Annotated in this window: 19 protein-coding genes; 12 read left to right on the top strand and 7 right to left on the bottom strand. The window is 62.2% G+C overall.

Features of this window, described 5'->3' with window-relative positions; all coding sequences use genetic code 11:
• Nucleotides 1-149 precede the first annotated feature (149 nt).
• Nucleotides 150-1,157 (top strand): LacI family DNA-binding transcriptional regulator, encoded by a 1,008-nt coding sequence (locus J9870_RS18395; protein ID WP_210639401.1) that lies wholly within the window; start codon nucleotides 150-152, stop codon nucleotides 1,155-1,157.
• A 57-nt stretch (nucleotides 1,158-1,214) separates the two neighbouring features.
• On the opposite strand, the gene J9870_RS18400 is transcribed toward J9870_RS18395, so the two are convergent.
• Together J9870_RS18400 and J9870_RS18405 are read right to left on the bottom strand one after the other, a co-directional pair.
• The gene (locus J9870_RS18400) at nucleotides 1,215-2,306 is read right to left on the bottom strand and encodes an SMP-30/gluconolactonase/LRE family protein (RefSeq protein ID WP_210639402.1); all 1,092 of its coding nucleotides are present in this window, start codon (nucleotides 2,304-2,306) and stop codon (nucleotides 1,215-1,217) included.
• Nucleotides 2,307-2,402: 96 nt separating this feature from the next.
• A complete protein-coding gene (locus J9870_RS18405; RefSeq protein ID WP_210639403.1) occupies nucleotides 2,403-3,533 on the bottom strand; it encodes a sensor histidine kinase in 1,131 nt (376 codons plus the stop codon).
• 317 nt (nucleotides 3,534-3,850) lie between these two features.
• On the opposite strand from J9870_RS18405, the gene J9870_RS18410 reads away from it, so the two are divergent.
• Both J9870_RS18410 and J9870_RS18415 read left to right on the top strand, forming a co-directional pair.
• Nucleotides 3,851-4,738, top strand: coding sequence for a DMT family transporter (locus tag J9870_RS18410; protein ID WP_246883155.1), 888 nt, complete (start codon nucleotides 3,851-3,853; stop codon nucleotides 4,736-4,738).
• 180 nt (nucleotides 4,739-4,918) lie between these two features.
• The gene (locus J9870_RS18415) at nucleotides 4,919-5,779 is read left to right on the top strand and encodes a CAP domain-containing protein (protein ID WP_210639405.1); all 861 of its coding nucleotides are present in this window, start codon (nucleotides 4,919-4,921) and stop codon (nucleotides 5,777-5,779) included.
• 27 nt (nucleotides 5,780-5,806) lie between these two features.
• On the opposite strand, the gene J9870_RS18420 is transcribed toward J9870_RS18415, so the two are convergent.
• Together J9870_RS18420 and ggt are read right to left on the bottom strand one after the other, a co-directional pair.
• Nucleotides 5,807-6,340: a cysteine hydrolase family protein gene (locus J9870_RS18420; RefSeq protein WP_210639406.1), complete on the bottom strand. Its 534-nt coding sequence runs from the start codon at nucleotides 6,338-6,340 to the stop codon at nucleotides 5,807-5,809.
• A gap of 40 nt (nucleotides 6,341-6,380) precedes the next feature.
• The gene (gene ggt, locus J9870_RS18425; protein ID WP_210639407.1) at nucleotides 6,381-8,108 is read right to left on the bottom strand and encodes a gamma-glutamyltransferase; all 1,728 of its coding nucleotides are present in this window, start codon (nucleotides 8,106-8,108) and stop codon (nucleotides 6,381-6,383) included.
• Between the two features lie 164 nt (nucleotides 8,109-8,272).
• On the opposite strand from ggt, the gene J9870_RS18430 reads away from it, so the two are divergent.
• The gene (locus tag J9870_RS18430) at nucleotides 8,273-8,707 is read left to right on the top strand and encodes a GNAT family N-acetyltransferase (RefSeq protein WP_210639408.1); all 435 of its coding nucleotides are present in this window, start codon (nucleotides 8,273-8,275) and stop codon (nucleotides 8,705-8,707) included.
• A gap of 125 nt (nucleotides 8,708-8,832) precedes the next feature.
• Here J9870_RS18430 and J9870_RS18435 read toward each other — a convergent pair whose 3' ends face one another.
• Nucleotides 8,833-9,183: a hypothetical protein gene (locus tag J9870_RS18435; RefSeq protein ID WP_210639409.1), complete on the bottom strand. Its 351-nt coding sequence runs from the start codon at nucleotides 9,181-9,183 to the stop codon at nucleotides 8,833-8,835.
• 142 nt (nucleotides 9,184-9,325) lie between these two features.
• Between J9870_RS18435 and J9870_RS18440 the strand changes: the two genes are divergently transcribed.
• The 8 genes from J9870_RS18440 to J9870_RS18475 all read left to right on the top strand — a co-directional run bounded on the left by J9870_RS18440 (nucleotide 9,326) and on the right by J9870_RS18475 (nucleotide 13,505).
• Nucleotides 9,326-9,586: a hypothetical protein gene (locus tag J9870_RS18440; RefSeq protein ID WP_210639410.1), complete on the top strand. Its 261-nt coding sequence runs from the start codon at nucleotides 9,326-9,328 to the stop codon at nucleotides 9,584-9,586.
• A 2-nt stretch (nucleotides 9,587-9,588) separates the two neighbouring features.
• On the top strand, nucleotides 9,589-9,924 hold the full coding sequence (locus J9870_RS18445; protein WP_210639411.1) for a DUF6388 family protein: 336 nt from the start codon (nucleotides 9,589-9,591) through the stop codon (nucleotides 9,922-9,924).
• A gap of 109 nt (nucleotides 9,925-10,033) precedes the next feature.
• Nucleotides 10,034-10,426, top strand: a complete 393-nt coding sequence (gene tusD / locus J9870_RS18450) for a sulfurtransferase complex subunit TusD (protein ID WP_210639412.1) — start codon at nucleotides 10,034-10,036, stop codon at nucleotides 10,424-10,426.
• Nucleotides 10,427-10,789 (top strand): sulfurtransferase complex subunit TusC, encoded by a 363-nt coding sequence (gene tusC / locus J9870_RS18455; protein ID WP_210639413.1) that lies wholly within the window; start codon nucleotides 10,427-10,429, stop codon nucleotides 10,787-10,789.
• On the top strand, nucleotides 10,789-11,082 hold the full coding sequence (tusB, locus tag J9870_RS18460; protein WP_210639414.1) for a sulfurtransferase complex subunit TusB: 294 nt from the start codon (nucleotides 10,789-10,791) through the stop codon (nucleotides 11,080-11,082). Before tusC ends, tusB begins: the two co-directional genes overlap by 1 nt.
• Nucleotides 11,079-11,414, top strand: a complete 336-nt coding sequence (locus J9870_RS18465) for a TusE/DsrC/DsvC family sulfur relay protein (protein WP_210639415.1) — start codon at nucleotides 11,079-11,081, stop codon at nucleotides 11,412-11,414. Before tusB ends, J9870_RS18465 begins: the two co-directional genes overlap by 4 nt.
• A complete protein-coding gene (locus J9870_RS18470; protein ID WP_210639416.1) occupies nucleotides 11,411-12,412 on the top strand; it encodes a glycosyl transferase family protein in 1,002 nt (333 codons plus the stop codon). The genes J9870_RS18465 and J9870_RS18470 overlap by 4 nt, the downstream gene beginning before the upstream one ends.
• Nucleotides 12,413-12,500: 88 nt before the next feature.
• Nucleotides 12,501-13,505 carry a glutathione S-transferase family protein gene (locus J9870_RS18475; RefSeq protein ID WP_210639417.1) on the top strand — a complete coding sequence of 335 codons (1,005 nt, stop codon included), beginning with the start codon at nucleotides 12,501-12,503 and terminating at the stop codon, nucleotides 13,503-13,505.
• A 140-nt stretch (nucleotides 13,506-13,645) separates the two neighbouring features.
• On the opposite strand, the gene cysG is transcribed toward J9870_RS18475, so the two are convergent.
• Nucleotides 13,646-15,040, bottom strand: coding sequence for a siroheme synthase CysG (gene cysG, locus J9870_RS18480; protein ID WP_210639418.1), 1,395 nt, complete (start codon nucleotides 15,038-15,040; stop codon nucleotides 13,646-13,648).
• A complete protein-coding gene (gene serS, locus J9870_RS18485; RefSeq protein ID WP_058545310.1) occupies nucleotides 15,041-16,321 on the bottom strand; it encodes a serine--tRNA ligase in 1,281 nt (426 codons plus the stop codon). It lies immediately after the preceding gene.
• Nucleotides 16,322-16,332: the final 11 nt, after the last annotated feature.

Genomic DNA, 16,332 nt, shown 5'->3' on the forward strand with positions numbered 1-16,332 from the left:
CAGGATGACGATGTAACCGGTTACATCATGACGGAAATCTAGGCTCAGTTTCCTGGCGTGTCAAACCCGATGCGTCATGCCTGAGCATTTGTGAGGCGCTCAACTTGCGGTAAGCTCCCCAACCGTAGCCCCTACCCCTTGAGGTGATTTTGTCCAACATTCGTGAAGTGGCCCGGCTGGCCGGTGTGTCGGTGGCCACGGTGTCCAGAACGCTGAAATCCCCCGAGCGGGTGCTTCCCGAAACGCGGGACAAGGTCAACGCGGCGGTGGAACAGGCCGGCTATCGGCCTAACCTGATGGCCGTGCAGTTCCGCTCCCGCCGCACCGGCAACCTGGTGATCCTGGTGCCGACCATCGCCAACACGTTTTTCGCCCGGGTCATCAGCGGCGCACAGCAGGCAGCGCAGGCGGCGGGCTATCGGTTGCTGCTGTGCGACACTCAGGGCCGGGAAGCCATCGAGCGGGAGTTCGCTGCGCTGGTCTATGCCCACCAGGCCGACGGGGTGATTCAGTTGCGCGCCAGCAACCCGTTTGAATCGCTACCTCCTGGCGCTGAGTCCCTGCCGTTGGTCAACGCCTGCGAAGTGGTCAAAGGCGCCCCCTACCCGACCATCAGCCTCGACAATCGAGCCGCCGCCCAGGCCATGACCGAGCATTTGATCGGCCTCGGCCATCGGCGCATCGGCATCATCAAGGGCCCGCGCAGCAGCCCACTGACCCTGGACCGCGTCGCCGGTTATCAGGATGCCCTGCACCAGGCCGGCATCGCCGTCGACCCCAGCCTGATCTGCCATGGCGACTTCACCTTGAAAGCCGGGTACGAGGGGGCTGGCGCGATGATGGCGCTGGCCGGCCGGCCCAGCGCGCTGTTTTGTGAGAACGACGAGATGGCCATCGGCGCACTCAAGTGCATCAAGCAAATGGGCCTGCGGGTGCCCGAGGATATTTCCCTGGTGGGTTTTGACGACATCCCGTTCGCGGCCTACAGCGACCCACCCCTGACCACTATTTCGCAGCCAGCCGAAGCGTTTGGGCAGAAGGCGGTAGAGATGTTGATTGCCTTGATCGAGAAAAAGCCGATTGCCGAACGGCATGTGTTGCTGCCGTTTGAGTTGACGGTGCGGGGAAGTACGGCAGCGCGGATGGCTGGCGAATAACGGAACCTGTGGCGAGGGGCGGTGCGACGTTTCGCTAAATCCCCTCGCCACACTCACTCAGGCAAACGTCGCCCCCCGGGTATTCACGAACAGCGAATACAGCGAATGGCTGCCGGCCATGAACAACCGATTGCCTTCCCGCCCGCCAAAGCAGATGTTGGGGCAGCGCTCCGGCAGGGAAATATGCCCGATGGCCTTACCTTCGGGGTTGAACACTCGCACACCGTCGAGCTTTTCCAGGTCGGCCTTGGGATCGCCGTTGCCGCCCCAACCGCACCAGAGATTGCCGCTCTCATCGCACTTGATCCCATCGATAGCCGCGTAATCCAGGCCTTCGATGTGTTTGCGTCGATCCCCCAGCGTGCCATCGTCCTTGACGGTGATCGCCCAGATCAAGCGATTGGGCTTGGCCCGGCCCTCAACGACGTAGAGGATTTTCTCGTCCGGGGAAAAGCACAGCCCGTTCGGCCCCGCCAGGTCGTCAATGACCCGAGTGAGCTTGCCGGTTTCACCGTCGATGCGGTACACCGCGTGGGGCTGGGACGGCGTGACTTTGTGTCCCTCGTAGTTGTTGCCGGTCTGGAACGGTGGGTCGGTGAACCAGACCGAGCCGTCCCGCTTGCACACGATGTCATTGGGCGAGTTGAGCGGCTTGCCCTCGAAACTGTCCGCCAGCACGGTAATAGTGCCGTTATGCTCGGTACGGGTGATGCGCCGACCTTCGGTGGAGGTGGTGGAGCCCTCGCACACCAACAGGCGCCCCTGGCGATCGCGGCACATGCCGTTGGAGAAATTGGAGTTCTCGCGGTACACCGACAGGCCTGCGGTGACTTCATCCCAGCGCACGATGCGGTTGTTGGGAATGTCGCTGACCAGCAGGTAACGACCGTCGCCCACCCACACCGGCCCTTCTGCCCAGCGCAGGCCGGTGGCGAGCTTTTCCACACTGGCGTTGAAGATGCGCAAGTCCATGAAGCTGGGGTCGAGGATATTGATCAGTGGGTCTGGGTAACGCTGGCTCAGAGGTTCGGCCTGAGCCAGCCCTGGCAGATTACCGAGGGTCGCGGCGGCCGCCGAGACCACCAGGGATTTTTTCAGGAATACCCGGCGGCCCTGATCGGTTGCGGTTGCAGATTGCGAAACATCCATCGTGCGTCTCCGTTAATTATTATTGGACGGGACGACAGTTTTACTACGTGATAAGACATCGTACAAGTATACAAGCCCGTTCGTCCGGACAAGCGATCAGTCCGGGTGCAGCGGTATACGAACGGTAAAGGTCGTACCGACTCGCGCCTTCGAGTGAACCTCGATGGTGCCCTTATGGGCCGATACGATCGCCGAGGCGATGTGCAGGCCCAGTCCTAGCCCGGCCGCGGAGCCGTACTGCATCTCACCGCTACGCAGATGCCGGATCATCGGGTTGAAGATGCTGGCAATGGCATCTTTCTCGATAGGCGTGCCCTGATTGTTGATCGCAATCACGGCCATATCCTCTTCAGCGCTCAACGAAACGGTTATCGGCGTGCCCTCGGCGCCATGCTGGACAGCATTGCCGATCAGGTTGGAGAACACCTGCTCCATGCGTGCCTGGTCAAACAGCCCTTCCAGGGGACCGCTGGTTTCAAAGAGGACTCTGTTTTCCGGGTGATAGGCTCGCGCCTCCTCCACCATGCCTTCGCAGGCCGCCACCAGATCGCCGTTGAAGCGCTGTACCGGAATGCCCGAGCCGAGTTGGGTCCGGGTGAAATCCAGCAGATCGCCAACGATTTTGTTGGCTCGCTTGACGCTGGTGTAGATGCGCGACGTGATCTTGGTGGCTTTGGCGGGCAAATCCCCCGCCCGCAGCAGCACTTCGGAACTCAGCAGGATCGCGCCCAAGGGGCTACGCAAGTCATGCCCAAGAATGCCGAGAAAGATGTTGCGCGACGCGTCCACCGCCCCCGAGTAACTGACGACGGACTCGGCCAAGGCCTGATCCACGGCCTCGTTGAAGCGAATCAGATCATCCATGACCTGCTTGTGATCCAGCTGGGTGTGCGGCATCCAGAGCATGAGCACGCTGGTGCGCAGGGCCCGGTATTCGGAAACCATTTGCTCCACGGTGAAACCCGAGGACTGGCGGATGATCGCATGGGTTTCGGCAGGGGTTTCGGCCTCTGCCGACGGCGCTTCGCCATGGGACTTGGCCACCTGCTCCTTGAGCGTCTGCGAGGTGCGCAGGTCTGCAGCGATGGTGCGCAGCATCTGCTCGGCATGGTCGCGCAGGGCCACCGAACCCATGCCAATGGACGCGGGAGTAATGGTTTCGGCGAAATCTTCCCACTCCTGAAGAATCGGCTCGATATTGTCGAGGATGAAATCAGCCAGGCGCATGGGCGGCTCCGCAAAGGGACGATGCTGTAAACGACACAACGGTCAGGCTGTTGTACAGCAAAGCGCAGGGCAATGTACGCAATGGTGTTCACTTATAGACAGTGGATGACCCGTGGCGAGGGAGCTTGTCTCTTGCAACCCTATAGGGTAAAAACACCCAGCAATGTTGTACGACAACCTATAACTAAAATAGTCGATCCGAAGCGCTTTGCCTCGGCGGCCTGCCTTTGAGACACCCTGCCATGACTCGCCTCACCGCTGCACATGACGCGCCCACGCCATTGCCCCGCCACCTCGCGGTGCTCGTTCTGCTGTGCATGGGCTGTGCCTTTGCCGGCAACCATGTCGCCGCCAGAGCGGCGTTCGATGATGGCGCAGGGGTGTTGCTGGCGATTCTGCTGCGTTCGGGCGGGACGCTGCTGGTGTTGGCCGCGATGGTGCTGTGGCAGCGTCAGAGTCTGCGTTTGCCACCGGGTGCATGGCGTTGGCAGGTGATGCTGGGATTGCTCATCGCTGCGCAGAGCCTGTGTCTGTACTCGGCCGTGGCTCGAGTGCCAGTGGCGTTGGCGCTGTTGGTGGGCAACGTCTTTCCAATCCTGCTGGCTTTGCTGACCTGGGCGTTGGGCGGGCCACGGCCGACGGCGCGCACTGCCACGTTGATGGGGATGATCCTGGTGGGCCTGGTGTTCGTGCTGGAAGTGCCGGCGCGGTTATCCTCCGCACAGAGCGTTGGTCCGCAATGGCTGCTAGGAGTGGGCCTGGCCTTCTGTGCCGCTTGCGTGTTCGCTTGCGCACTGTGGATCACCGACCACAAGCTGTCCCAGGTGCGAGGCTCGGTGCGTAGCCTGCTGACCATTTTCATCGTCTTCAGCAGCGTCAACCTCGCAGGCCTGACCGGCGCCCTTCCCGGCGGCTTCGACCTGCCGGCCAGCAGCAGCGGCTGGTTGGCCCTGGCGACGTTGGTGGTGCTCTACGGCACCGGGTTTATCGTGCTGTTCATTTGCGTGCCCCGCCTGGACATGCCGCGCAATGCCCCGGTGATGAACATCGAACCGCTGGCGACCCTGTTGATTGGCTGGCTGGTGTTGGACCAGATGCTCAACCCGGGCCAGGTGCTCGGTGGGGTGATCGTGGTCAGTGGCATCGTGTTGCTGACTTATCGCAAGGTTGAACGGGTCAAGGCACCTGTGGCTGAACACAACTGAGCTGACTGCACGCAGTTGTGGCGAAGGTCCCATCGATAAGTCAGCCGCTCCTGAAACTTGTTTTCAAACCCACAGTCCTACCCCAGCCGTGAAAAACCCGTCGCCCCACGCGACGGGTTTTGCGGCTGATCGGCGCCAAGCCTGGCGCTAACGCAACTCCCCTCCCGAGCCGTTCGTCCCATGCGCCACACTGTTCGCTCTTGCCGTTTCGCTTCGCTTTGCCTCGTCGCCTTGCTTCCTTTTTTTACCAGCCTCGCCCATGCCCGAGGCGAAGGGCAATTGGTGGGAGCGATCAATGACTACCGCAGCCAGTCCCACCGCTGTGAATGGCGCACAGTCCGAGCCGCGCCGCCGTTGGTGCTGCGCTCGAGCCTGGCCTTGCCGATCGGCTTTCGTGGCGGGTTGCGGGAAACCTTGAAGGGCTCCGGCTATCAAGCCCAGGCAGTGCGCAGCATTCGCCTGACTGACGCGCGGGACGCCGAAGAGGCCTTCGAGATGTTGGCGGAGGAACATTGTTCGGCGCTGTTGGATAACCAGTACGCCGACATTGGCGTCAATCGGGTCGGGAATGAATGGCGCGTAGTACTGGCACAACCTGTGGGCGGTGGCCGGGTGAACGATACGGCCTCCGCTGACAAGACCTTGCTGGCCCAGGTCAATGCCGCCCGCGCCCGCTCCAGGATGTGTGGGCGCCAACGCTTCGCCGCTGCCCGACCGCTGAGTTGGAGCGCCGCCCTCGGGACCGCCGCCCAGGGACACAGCCGGGCGATGGCCCGCGGCAACTATTTCGCCCACCAGGACCCTGACGGCCGCTCCGTGGCCGACCGGGCGAAAAGCGCGGGTTTCCGTGGGCGCAAGATCGGCGAGAACATCGCCGCCGGACAAGGCTCGCCGAACAAGGCCATGCAGGACTGGCTGGCCAGCCCCGGGCATTGCGCCAACCTGATGAACCCGATGTTCACCCAGGTGGGCGCGGCGTACGCCACCGACTCGCGCAGCGATGCGGGGGTTTATTGGACCATGGTGTTTGGGGCGCCTTAAGGGTGATGCTGCCCAGGTGAGTTCAGGTCAGAGGCGAATCTCCCCCGCCGGCACCACATCGATCCGTGACACCGCGCTGCTCAAACGCCCCAGCCGGTTGTTGTGATTGGCGATGATCTGCTCCGCCGCCATGCTGCCGTTGGCCACCGTGGAGTGGGCGTCCGCGGCCAGGACTACGTCATACCCCAAGGCATGGGCCTGGCGCACGGTGGCGTTGATGCAATAGTCAGTTTGCAGCCCGCAGATCACCAAGCGGTCGATGCCGCGCGCTTGCAGCAGCGATAGCAGATCGGTCTGGTAGAAGGCATCCGGCGTGGTCTTGCGCACCCGCAGGTCATCGGCAGCGGTCACCAGGTCATCGGCCAATTGCCAGGCGGCAGAGCCGTAGGTCAGCGAGCCTTCCAGTTCTTCGTGCTGGATCAGGATCACCGTCAAACCCAAAGCCCTGGTTTTGGCCGCCAGGTCGTTGATAGTCCGGATGATGCGCTGGCTGTCGAAGCATTCCTCTTCGCCACGGCACAGTGCGTTCTGGATATCGATGATCAACAATGCGGTGTTCATGGTTTTCCCCTTTCGAAACGCTGCTCGATCCCAACCGCTATCAATAACCCAGCGATAAACCGGTGTTGCGACGGGGGTCATTGGCACCATAGAAACGGTTCTTGCCCACCGGTTTGCCGCCCAGTGATGGCGCGCCCACCAGGATCGCGGCAATGTGGTTGGGGTCCTGCGGGCCGGCGAATTTGTGGCCCCAGCTCTCCAGCAGCTTCTGGGTATCCGGGCTGGCAGCGAAGGTTTCCAGGTTGGTTTGCTCCGGCATCCACTGCTGGTGGAAACGCGGCGCGTCCACGGCTTCCTGCAGGTTCATGCCGTAGTCGATCACGTTGAGGATGGTCAGCAAGGTCGCGGTGATGATCCGACTACCGCCCGGCGTCCCCACCACCATCACCGTCTTGCCATCCTTGGTGACGATGGTCGGGCTCATGGACGACAACGGCGCCTTGCCCGGTGCGATGGCGTTGGCTTCCCCCTGCACCAGGCCATACATGTTCGGCACGCCGACCTTGGCGGTGAAGTCGTCCATTTCGTCGTTAAGGATCACCCCGGTCTTGCTTGCCATCACGCCAGCGCCAAACCAGTCGTTGAGGGTGTAGGTAACGGAAACGGCATTGCCCCATTGGTCGACGATGGAGTAATGGGTGGTGTTGCTGCCTTCGTGGGGCGCCACCCCAGGTTTTATTTTCTGCGAGTCACCGGCCTTTTGCGGATCGATCGCGGCCCGCAACTTGGCGGCGTAGTTCTTGTCCAGCAGATGGTCGATGGGGTTCTGCACAAAGTCCGGATCACCCAGGTAGCTGTTGCGGTCCACGTAGGCGTGACGCATGGCTTCGATCTGATAATGCATGCCCTGGGCCGAATGGAAGCCCAGGTCCTTCATTGGATAACCGTCGAGGATGTTCATGATCTGGCACAGCACCACCCCACCGGAGCTGGGTGGCGGCGCCGAAATGATGTGGTAGCCGCGGTAGTCGCATTCCACCGGGGCCAGTTCGCGGGTCTTGTACTTGTCCAGGTCGGCTTGGGTGATGAGGCCTTTGTTGGCCTGGCTGGACGTGACCAGGGCATCGGCCACCCAGCCTTTGTAGAAGCCATCGGCGCCCTTGGCGGAGATGGCCCGCAGGGTCTTGGCGAGGTCTTTTTGCACCAGCTTCTGGCCGACCTGCATCGGCTCGCCGTTGTGCAGGAAGATCGCGCCGGAATCGCGCAGGTCCTTCTTGAACACGTCGGTGGCGGTGTCCAGCAGATCGACATCGCCCTGCTCCAGGGTGAAGCCTTGCTCGGCAAACTTGATGGCTGGGGCGATCAATTCCGCCCGGGGTTTGCTGCCGTACTTCTTCAGTGCCAGCTCCATGCCGGAAACGGTACCGGGCACGCCTACCGCCAGGTGCCCACGGGTGCTCAGCTCAGGAACGACGTTGCCGTCCTTGTCCAGATACATGTCGGCCGTGGCGGCCAGCGGGGCTTTTTCGCGGAAATCCAGGAAGGTCTTGCGGCCGTCGGCCAATTGGAGCGTCATGAACCCACCGCCGCCGAGGTTACCCGCCGCCGGATACACCACCGCCAGGGCGTACCCCACCGCCACCGCCGCATCCACGGCATTGCCACCGCTCTTGAGCACATCGACACCCACCTGGGTGGCCAGGTGCTGCGCAGTGACCACCATACCGTGCTCGGCGGCAACCGGTGCCTGGGAGGCGGCCTGGGCAAACAAACAGCTGAGGGTCAGGGAGGTGGCAACAAGCGTCCGGGTAAAGTTTTCGAACTTCATGAGTCGGTCTCTTCTTGTTCTAAAGATCGGGGATCGCTTCAAGAGCATTAGGCAGTATGGCCCGGTTTGTGGAATGCGCCTGTCAACCGTCGGCCGGGTTACGGCAACGCCTGCTTTGAGATAGGCTCGTGCGGTTGTTTTTTTACTGAATAAGGACATCACCGATGACGCTGCGAATCGACCGCACGGACGCCCCTACCGATGAAGAGCGCCAGGCCATCCTCGCCCCGCTACGCGCCTATAACACGGCCAAGACCGGCGGGACGGTGCCCGAACTGGTGGCCTGGCTGGTGCGCGACGAACACAGCAACGAAATAGTCGGAGGGCTCTACGGGCGAGTATTTTTCCGCTGGTTTTATATCGAGCTACTGGTCGTGCCGGAACAGGCCCGAGGCCAAGGCACGGGGTCGGCGTTGATGCGGATGGCCGAAGAACTGGCCAGGGAGAAAAACTGCGTGGGCATCTGGCTGGACACCTTCGACTTCCAGGCGCCGGCGTTCTACAGAAAGCACGGCTTCACGGAAATCGGCCAGATCGACGACTACCCACCGGGCCACCAGCACTTCTTCTTCCAGAAACGCCTGGCTCCCGCGGACTAAAACCCAACCCCTGTGGGAACGAGCTTGCTCGCGAAGGCGGTGGGTCAGGCGACATTAATGTCGAATGGTAAGCCGTATTCGCGAGCAAGCCCGCTCCCACATATCCGGGATTCAGTGCGAGTTATTTACAGACAAGTCGCCAACGCCGCCAACCGGCGCTTGGCCACGAAGTCATCATGCTTGGCGTAGTAATTCAACGCAGTACCCGTCTCACTGGCCTGCAAATCGACAAACGATTCGGCAGAGCGCGTGTAGACCGTCGAGCCCCCCTTCTTGCCCGGCTGCAGGTAAGCACCGGCATCGACGCCGAATACCGCTTCGTCCTGCCAGGAAAACTGTATGCACTGGGCCACGACCTGCTCGGGTTTGTCCGAAGCCAGGGTCTTATAAGGGGTTTGAGTCCGGGCCTGGTTCATCGCCGAACCCGCGCAGCCGGCCAGCAAGGTTGCGGCCAGGGCCACCGTCAACATTCGCATTGCGTTCACTCATCGAGAAAAAAACGGACTGTAGCACTGCGCCCCCCACCTTCGTGCTGCTTTACTGAAATTTACACGCGACATCGGCCAACGATTCGCGCAACCTGTCGCGCCATTGCCACCAGCCATCGCGGAACACTCCATGACCCCCAACGCCGAATTCTATAAACCCACCGCCGAATACGCCGACAAACTGATCAGCCAGATCGGCCAGACACCTTCTTGGATCGCCAAGCGAATCGGCGTCACCGACAAGCGGATTCGCTACATTCTCGACGGCGAACGCACCGTCAAGGGCGAAACTACGCCGATCCAGATGACCTACACCGAACAGTTCGCCCTCGAATGCCTTGCGGCTGCGGCCAAGGCCGCCAAGAAACAGTCTGCATCCCCCAAGGAGTGATCATGGCGGCAACCGAACAGCAGCACGAACGGGCCCTGGAAAAATTTCTCGACGAACGCCCCGAACTGCGCGTCGAACTGGACCACCTCAACCCGCTGCTGGCCCAGGCCAAGGGCGAGACTGCCGCGCAGTACCGCGCAGAGCGGCTGCATGAAGCGTTCGAAGCCGAGGCCGAGCGCCTGGGCCTGTTCGCCTGGGAACTGACCCTGCAACTGACCGCCGCCTCGCCCGAGGAGTACCAGGCCCAGCGCCTGGAAGTGCACAGGGAAGTGGCGGAGATGGCGGGGATGGAGTGGGCCGATTACTGCGAGTTGAATGGCCTCGAAAACCAACGCTGAACACATCCCCTCGCCACAAAGTGTTCACCCCATTTGTCGAACGTCCTGACAATCGCCCCTGCGCCCATAAAGCTTTATCATGGCCGCAGTTTTGCTGATCGGGTCTGTCATGAAATTCGCCATCGCGCTGTTTTCCGCCGCCCATGCGCCCTCCTCGCGCCGTGCCCTGCTGTTTGCCCAGGCTGCGCTGACGGGTGGGCATGAAATCGTGCGGTTGTTTTTCTACCAGGACGGCGTCTACAACGCCGCCAGCAGTGTCGTCACCCCCCAGGACGAACAAGACCTGCCCCAACAGTGGCGCGCTTTCGTCAGCGATAACCAGCTCGATGGCGTGGTCTGCATCGCGGCGGCGTTGCGCCGTGGTGTGTTGAACGACGAGGAAGCCCAGCGCTATCAGCGTTCGGCAGTCAGTGTCGAAGCGCCCTGGACCTTGTCCGGCCTGGGTCAGTTGCACGATGCGATCCAGGACGCCGACCGTCTGATCTGTTTTGGAGGCGCGTGAATGGCCAAGTCGTTATTGCTCATCAGCCGCCAGGCTCCGTGGTCGGGGCCCGGGGCCCGGGAAGCGCTGGACATCGTGCTGGCCGGGGGCGCGTTCGACCTGCCCATCGGCCTGCTGTTTCTCGATGACGGGGTGTTCCAGCTCATCGCCGGCCAGAACGCCAAGGCCGTCCAGCAAAAGGACCTGAGCGCAAACCTGCAGGCGCTGCCGATGTTCGGCGTCGAGGCGCTGTTCCTCTGCGCCGACAGCGCCGCCGAACGCGGCGTCGCCACGGATGCCCTGGCGCTGGGCGAGGTAAAAGTATTGACTGCGCCGGACATCGCCGCGCTCATAGACCGTTACGACCAGGTGATCACCCTCTGATGTCGACTTTGCATGTGTTGTCTCACTCCCCTTTTGGCGATAACCGCCTCGCCAGTTGCCTGCGGCTACTGGGCAATCAGGATGCGTTGTTGCTATGTGGCGACGCGACGTATGCGTTGCAGCCGGGCAGCCCACCGTTTGAAGCACTGCAGGCCGCTGGCGTGAACCTGTTCGTGCTCGCCGAAGACCTCCAGGCCCGCGCCCTGGACACGCCAGACTGGGCCGAAGCCATCAACTACTCAGGTTTCGTCGAGTTATCGATCGAACACGACAAGGTCAATAACTGGCTATGAAGGTGCTGAATGTGGGCGAGCGCGCCATCGCACTGGACAAGGACGGCTACCTGGCCGACCTTGACGACTGGTCGAGCGAAGTGGCCATTGCCCTGGCGGCCGCCGAAGACATCGAACTCGGCCCCGAACACTGGGAAATCCTCGAGCTGCTGCGCGGCTTCTACAACGAATTCCAACTCTCGCCCGCGACTCGGCCACTGATCAAGTACACCGCGCTGAAACTGGGCGCGGACAAAGGCAACAGCCTGCACCTGAACCGATTGTTCAAAGGCACTCCCGCCAAACTCGCCGCCAAGCTGGCGGGCCTGCCCAAACCGACGAACTGCTTATGACCGACTTCCCATCGCTGACCCTTGAGACCCCGGCCGAACACCCGTTCGCCCAGTTCGTGCGCATCCTTGGCAAAGGCAAGCGCGGCGCCCGCAACCTGACCCGCGAAGAAGCCCGTGAGGCCATGGGTCTGGTGCTCGACGAAAAGGTCGAAGACACCCAGCTCGGCGCCTTCCTGATGCTGTTGCGGCACAAGGAAGAAAGCGCCGAGGAAATGGCCGGCTTCACCGAAGCCCTGCGTGAACGCCTGGTGGTCCCGGCCTTGGCGGTGGACCTCGACTGGCCGACCTACGCCGGCAAGAAGCGTCATTTACCGTGGTACTTGCTGGCGGCCAAGTGCCTTGGGCAGAACGGCGTGCGGATTTTCATGCACGGCGGCGGTGCTCACACAGCAGGCCGGCTCTACAGCGAACAACTGCTCGGCTTGCTGCAAATCCCACTGTGCCGCGACTGGCAGCAGGTCGCCAGCGCACTGGACAACGGCGGCCTGGCCTTCATGCCCCTGGTGGACTGGGCGCCGCAAATGCAGCGGATGATCGACCTGCGCAACACCTTGGGCCTACGCTCGCCGATCCACTCCCTGGCACGGATTCTCAACCCGCTGGCCGCCCGTTGCGGATTGCAAAGTATCTTCCATCCGGGCTATCAGGCGGTGCATCGCGATGCCAGCGGCTTGCTGGGCGACACCGCTATTGTGATCAAGGGCGACGGCGGCGAGATCGAGATCAACCCGGACGCGGACAGTCACCTGTATGGCACCCGCGGTGGCATCAGTTGGGACGAAGAATGGCCGCGACTGGCCGAACAGCGCCACGTCAAGCCGGAAAACCTCGACCCCGAGCACCTGAAGGCCATCTGGCGCGGCGACGTGGAGGACAGCTACCCGCAACTGGCCTTGATCGCCACCATGGCCCTGGCCTTGCGCGGCCTGGGCCTGGCGCGCGAAGAGGCTTTCGAACGCGCCCGGCAGTATTGGGATGCTCGGGATCGATCGATTTAGTCGATCATCAACGCCCAACCTTTACGCTTTTAGTTCGAACCCATCGGCATAGACTGCCCTCCAACGTTTATTGGCCGAGGAGATCGAGATGGGTTTGTTAGTCGAGGGCCGCTGGCAGGATCAGTGGTATGAAAGCAAGGACGGCACGTTCCAACGCGAACAGGCGCAACGCCGTCACTGGCTCACCGCCGACGGCAGCGCCGGCCCCAGCGGCGAGAGCGGGTTTGCCGCCGAGGCCGGGCGTTACCATTTATACGTGTCCCTGGCCTGCCCCTGGGCCCACCGCACACTGATCTTTCGCAAGCTCAAAGGCCTGGAAGACCTGATCGATGTCTCGGTGGTCAGCTACTTGATGCTGGAAAACGGCTGGACCTTCGACAAGGCCCACGGCTCCACCGGCGACAAACTGGACGATCTGAGCTTCCTGCACCAGCGCTACACCGCTGACACCACCGACTACACCGGCCGCGTCACCGTGCCGGTGCTGTGGGATAAACGGCAACAGCGCATCGTCAATAATGAATCAGCGGAAATCATCCGCATGTTCAACAGCGCCTTCGATGGGCTGACCGCCAACAACTTGGACCTTTACCCAGAACCACTACGCCGTGACATCGATGCGCTGAACGAACGCATCTACCCGGCGGTGAACAACGGCGTGTATCGCGCCGGGTTCGCGACTACCCAAGCGGCCTACGAAGAGGCGTTCGACGGTTTATTCGCCGAACTGGACCGGTTGGAAGCCTTGCTGGGAACCCAGCGCTACCTGGCCGGCGAATACCTGACAGAGGCCGATATCCGCCTGTTCACCACGATAATCCGCTTCGATGCCGTGTATTTCGGTCACTTCAAGTGCAACCTGCGGCGCATTGCCGATTATCCGAACCTGTCCAATTGGCTGCGGGAGTTGTACCAGTGGCCGGGTATTGCCGAGACCGTGGATTTCACGCATATCCAGGGCCATTACTATGGCAGCCACAAGACCATCAACCCCAATGGGATCGTGCCCAAGGGGCCCAAGCAGGACTTCATGGTTGGCCATGATCGGGAAAGGTTGAGTGGGAAAGGGATTTGGCGTGGGGCTGGGGACTGATCCGGGATTTTCGCTGTATTTGAGGGCCTCATCGCGAGCAAGCTCGCTCCCACAGTGGACTGTGTGCAACCGCAGATTCATGGTTGAACACGATCAATTGTGGGAGCGAGCTTGCTCGCGATTGGAGCGACGCGGTCTTCCTAGACCTGCCCCTGAGCCCCTTCAAACCACGCCAGTTTCTCGCGCAGTTGCACCACTTCCCCGACAATCACCAACGTCGGCGCATGGACTTCATGCTCGGCCACCAGCCGTGGCAAGTCCGCCAGGGTGCCGGTGAAGACCCGCTGATTGGACGTCGTGCCTTGCTGGATCAACGCCGCAGGCGTATCCGCCGCGCGACCGTGCTTGATCAGCTCGTCGCAGATCATCGGCAGCCCCACCAACCCCATGTAGAACACCAGGGTCTGGGCTGGCGATACCAGGTCCGCCCACGGCAAGTCACTGGTGCCGTCCTTGAGATGGCCGGTGATGAACCGCACCGACTGGGCGTAGTCACGATGGGTCAGCGGAATCCCGGCATAGGCCGCGCAACCACTGGCTGCGGTGATGCCCGGGACGACCTGGAACGGGATGCCGTGGGCTGCCAGTTCTTCGATCTCTTCACCGCCGCGCCCGAAGATGAACGGGTCACCGCCCTTCAACCGCACCACACGCTTGCCTTGTCGGGCCAGGTTCACCAATTGCTGGTTGATCTGTTCCTGGGGCACGGCGTGTTCGGAGCGGCGCTTGCCAACGTAGATGCGCTCGGCGTCGCGCCGGCACAGCTCCAGGATCGCCGGAGCTACCAAACGGTCGTACAGCACCACGTCCGCCTGCTGCATCAGGCGCAGCGCGCGGAACGTCAACAAGTCCGGATCGCCCGGCCCTGCGCCCACCAGATAAACTTCGCCCGGCGCGTTCGGCGCTTGGCCGGCAATCTTATCCCGCAGCAGGCGCTCGGCCTCGGCGCCCTGCCCGGCCAATTGACGGTCGGCGATAGGGCCTTGGAACACGTCTTCCCAGAACGCCCGGCGTTGCTGCACATCCGGGAACAAACCTTTGACCTGGCTGCGAAAACGCGCCGCCAGCCCGGCCAGTTGCCCATAGGTCGAAGGAATCCAGGTTTCCAGCTTGGCCCGGATCAGCCGAGCCAGCACCGGCGCGTCGCCGCCGCTGGACACCGCGATCACCAGCGGTGAGCGGTCGACGATCGCCGGGAAGATCACACTGCACAGGGCTGGCGCGTCCACCACGTTGACCGGTACGCAACGCTTGTGGGCATCGGCCGAGACCTGGGCGTTGAGCGATTCGTCGTCGGTGGCAGCGATGACCAGACCGCAGCCGTCCAGGTCCGCTTCAAGGTAACCGCGCAGGACGCATTCGCCACCGCTGCCACTGACCAGCTCCCGCAACTGTGACTCGATTTCGGGTGCGACCACCCGCAGCAGCGCGCCGGCATCGGCCAGCAGGCGGGACTTGCGCAAGGCAATCTCGCCGCCGCCGACCACCAGCACACGGCTGCCGCGCAGGTTGTGGAACAGTGGCAAATAGTCCATTTAACCGATGACCTCGATGCCGCCCATGTAGGGTTTCAACACCTCGGGTACACGGATCGAGCCGTCGGCCTGCTGATAGTTTTCCAGCACCGCCACCAGAGTCCGGCCCACCGCCAGGCCGGAGCCATTGAGGGTGTGGACCAGTTCCGGCTTGCCGGTTTCCGGGTTGCGGAAACGCGCCTGCATGCGGCGGGCCTGGAAGTCGCCACAGTTGGAGCACGAGGAAATCTCGCGGTACTTGTCCTGGCTCGGGATCCAGACTTCCAGATCGTAAGTCTTGACCGCGCTGAAACCCATGTCGCCGGTGCACAACGCCAGGGTGCGATACGGCAGCTCCAGCAGTTGCAGGACCTTCTCGGCATTGGCAGTCAGGCTTTCCAGCGCTTCCATGGACTTCGAAGGCTCGACGACCTGGACCATCTCGACTTTGTCGAACTGGTGCTGGCGGATCATGCCACGGGTGTCACGACCCGACGCCCCGGCTTCACTGCGGAAGCACGGCGTGTGGGCGACGAACTTGATCGGCAGTTGCTTGGCGTCGACGATCTCGCCGGCAACGATGTTGGTCAGCGACACTTCGGCGGTCGGGATCAGGTACAGGTCGGCCTCGCCTTCGCGGCTGATCTTGAACAGGTCTTCCTCGAACTTCGGCAACTGCCCGGTGCCCTGCAAGGCCGGCGCCTGCACCAAGTACGGCGTGTAGGCTTCTTCGTAGCCGTGTTCGGTGACGTGCAGGTTGATCATGAACTGCGCCAGGGCGCGATGCAGGCGGGCAATCGGCCCGCGCAACAGGGCAAAACGTGCACCGGAAAGCTTGGCGGCGGTTTCGAAGTCCAGCCAGCCGAACTTCTCGCCGAGGGCCACATGGTCCTGCACCGGGAAATCGAAGGCCTTAGGCGTGCCCCAGCGGCGCACTTCGACGTTGCCCTCTTCATCTTCGCCGACCGGCACCGATTCATGAGGCAGGTTCGGGATACCCAGCAGGATCGAGTCCAGCTCGGTCTGGATCGCGTCCAGTTCGACCTTGCCGGCACTCAACTCGCCCGCCATGCGCTCGACATCGGCCATCAGCGGCGCGATGTCTTCGCCACGTTGCTTGGCCTGGCCAATGGATTTGGAGCGCGCGTTACGTTCAGCCTGCAGGGCTTCGGTGCGAGTCTGGACGGTCTTGCGCTGTTCTTCCAGCGCTTCGATGCGCGCGACGTCCAGGGCAAAGCCACGGGAAGCCAGGCGGTCCGCTACGTCCTGAAGGTTGCTACGTAACAGTTTGGAATCGAGCATGTCGGTCTCTC

The organism is Pseudomonas sp. Tri1 (assembly GCF_017968885.1).
In the GTDB taxonomy this organism is placed as follows: Bacteria; Pseudomonadota; Gammaproteobacteria; order Pseudomonadales; family Pseudomonadaceae; genus Aquipseudomonas.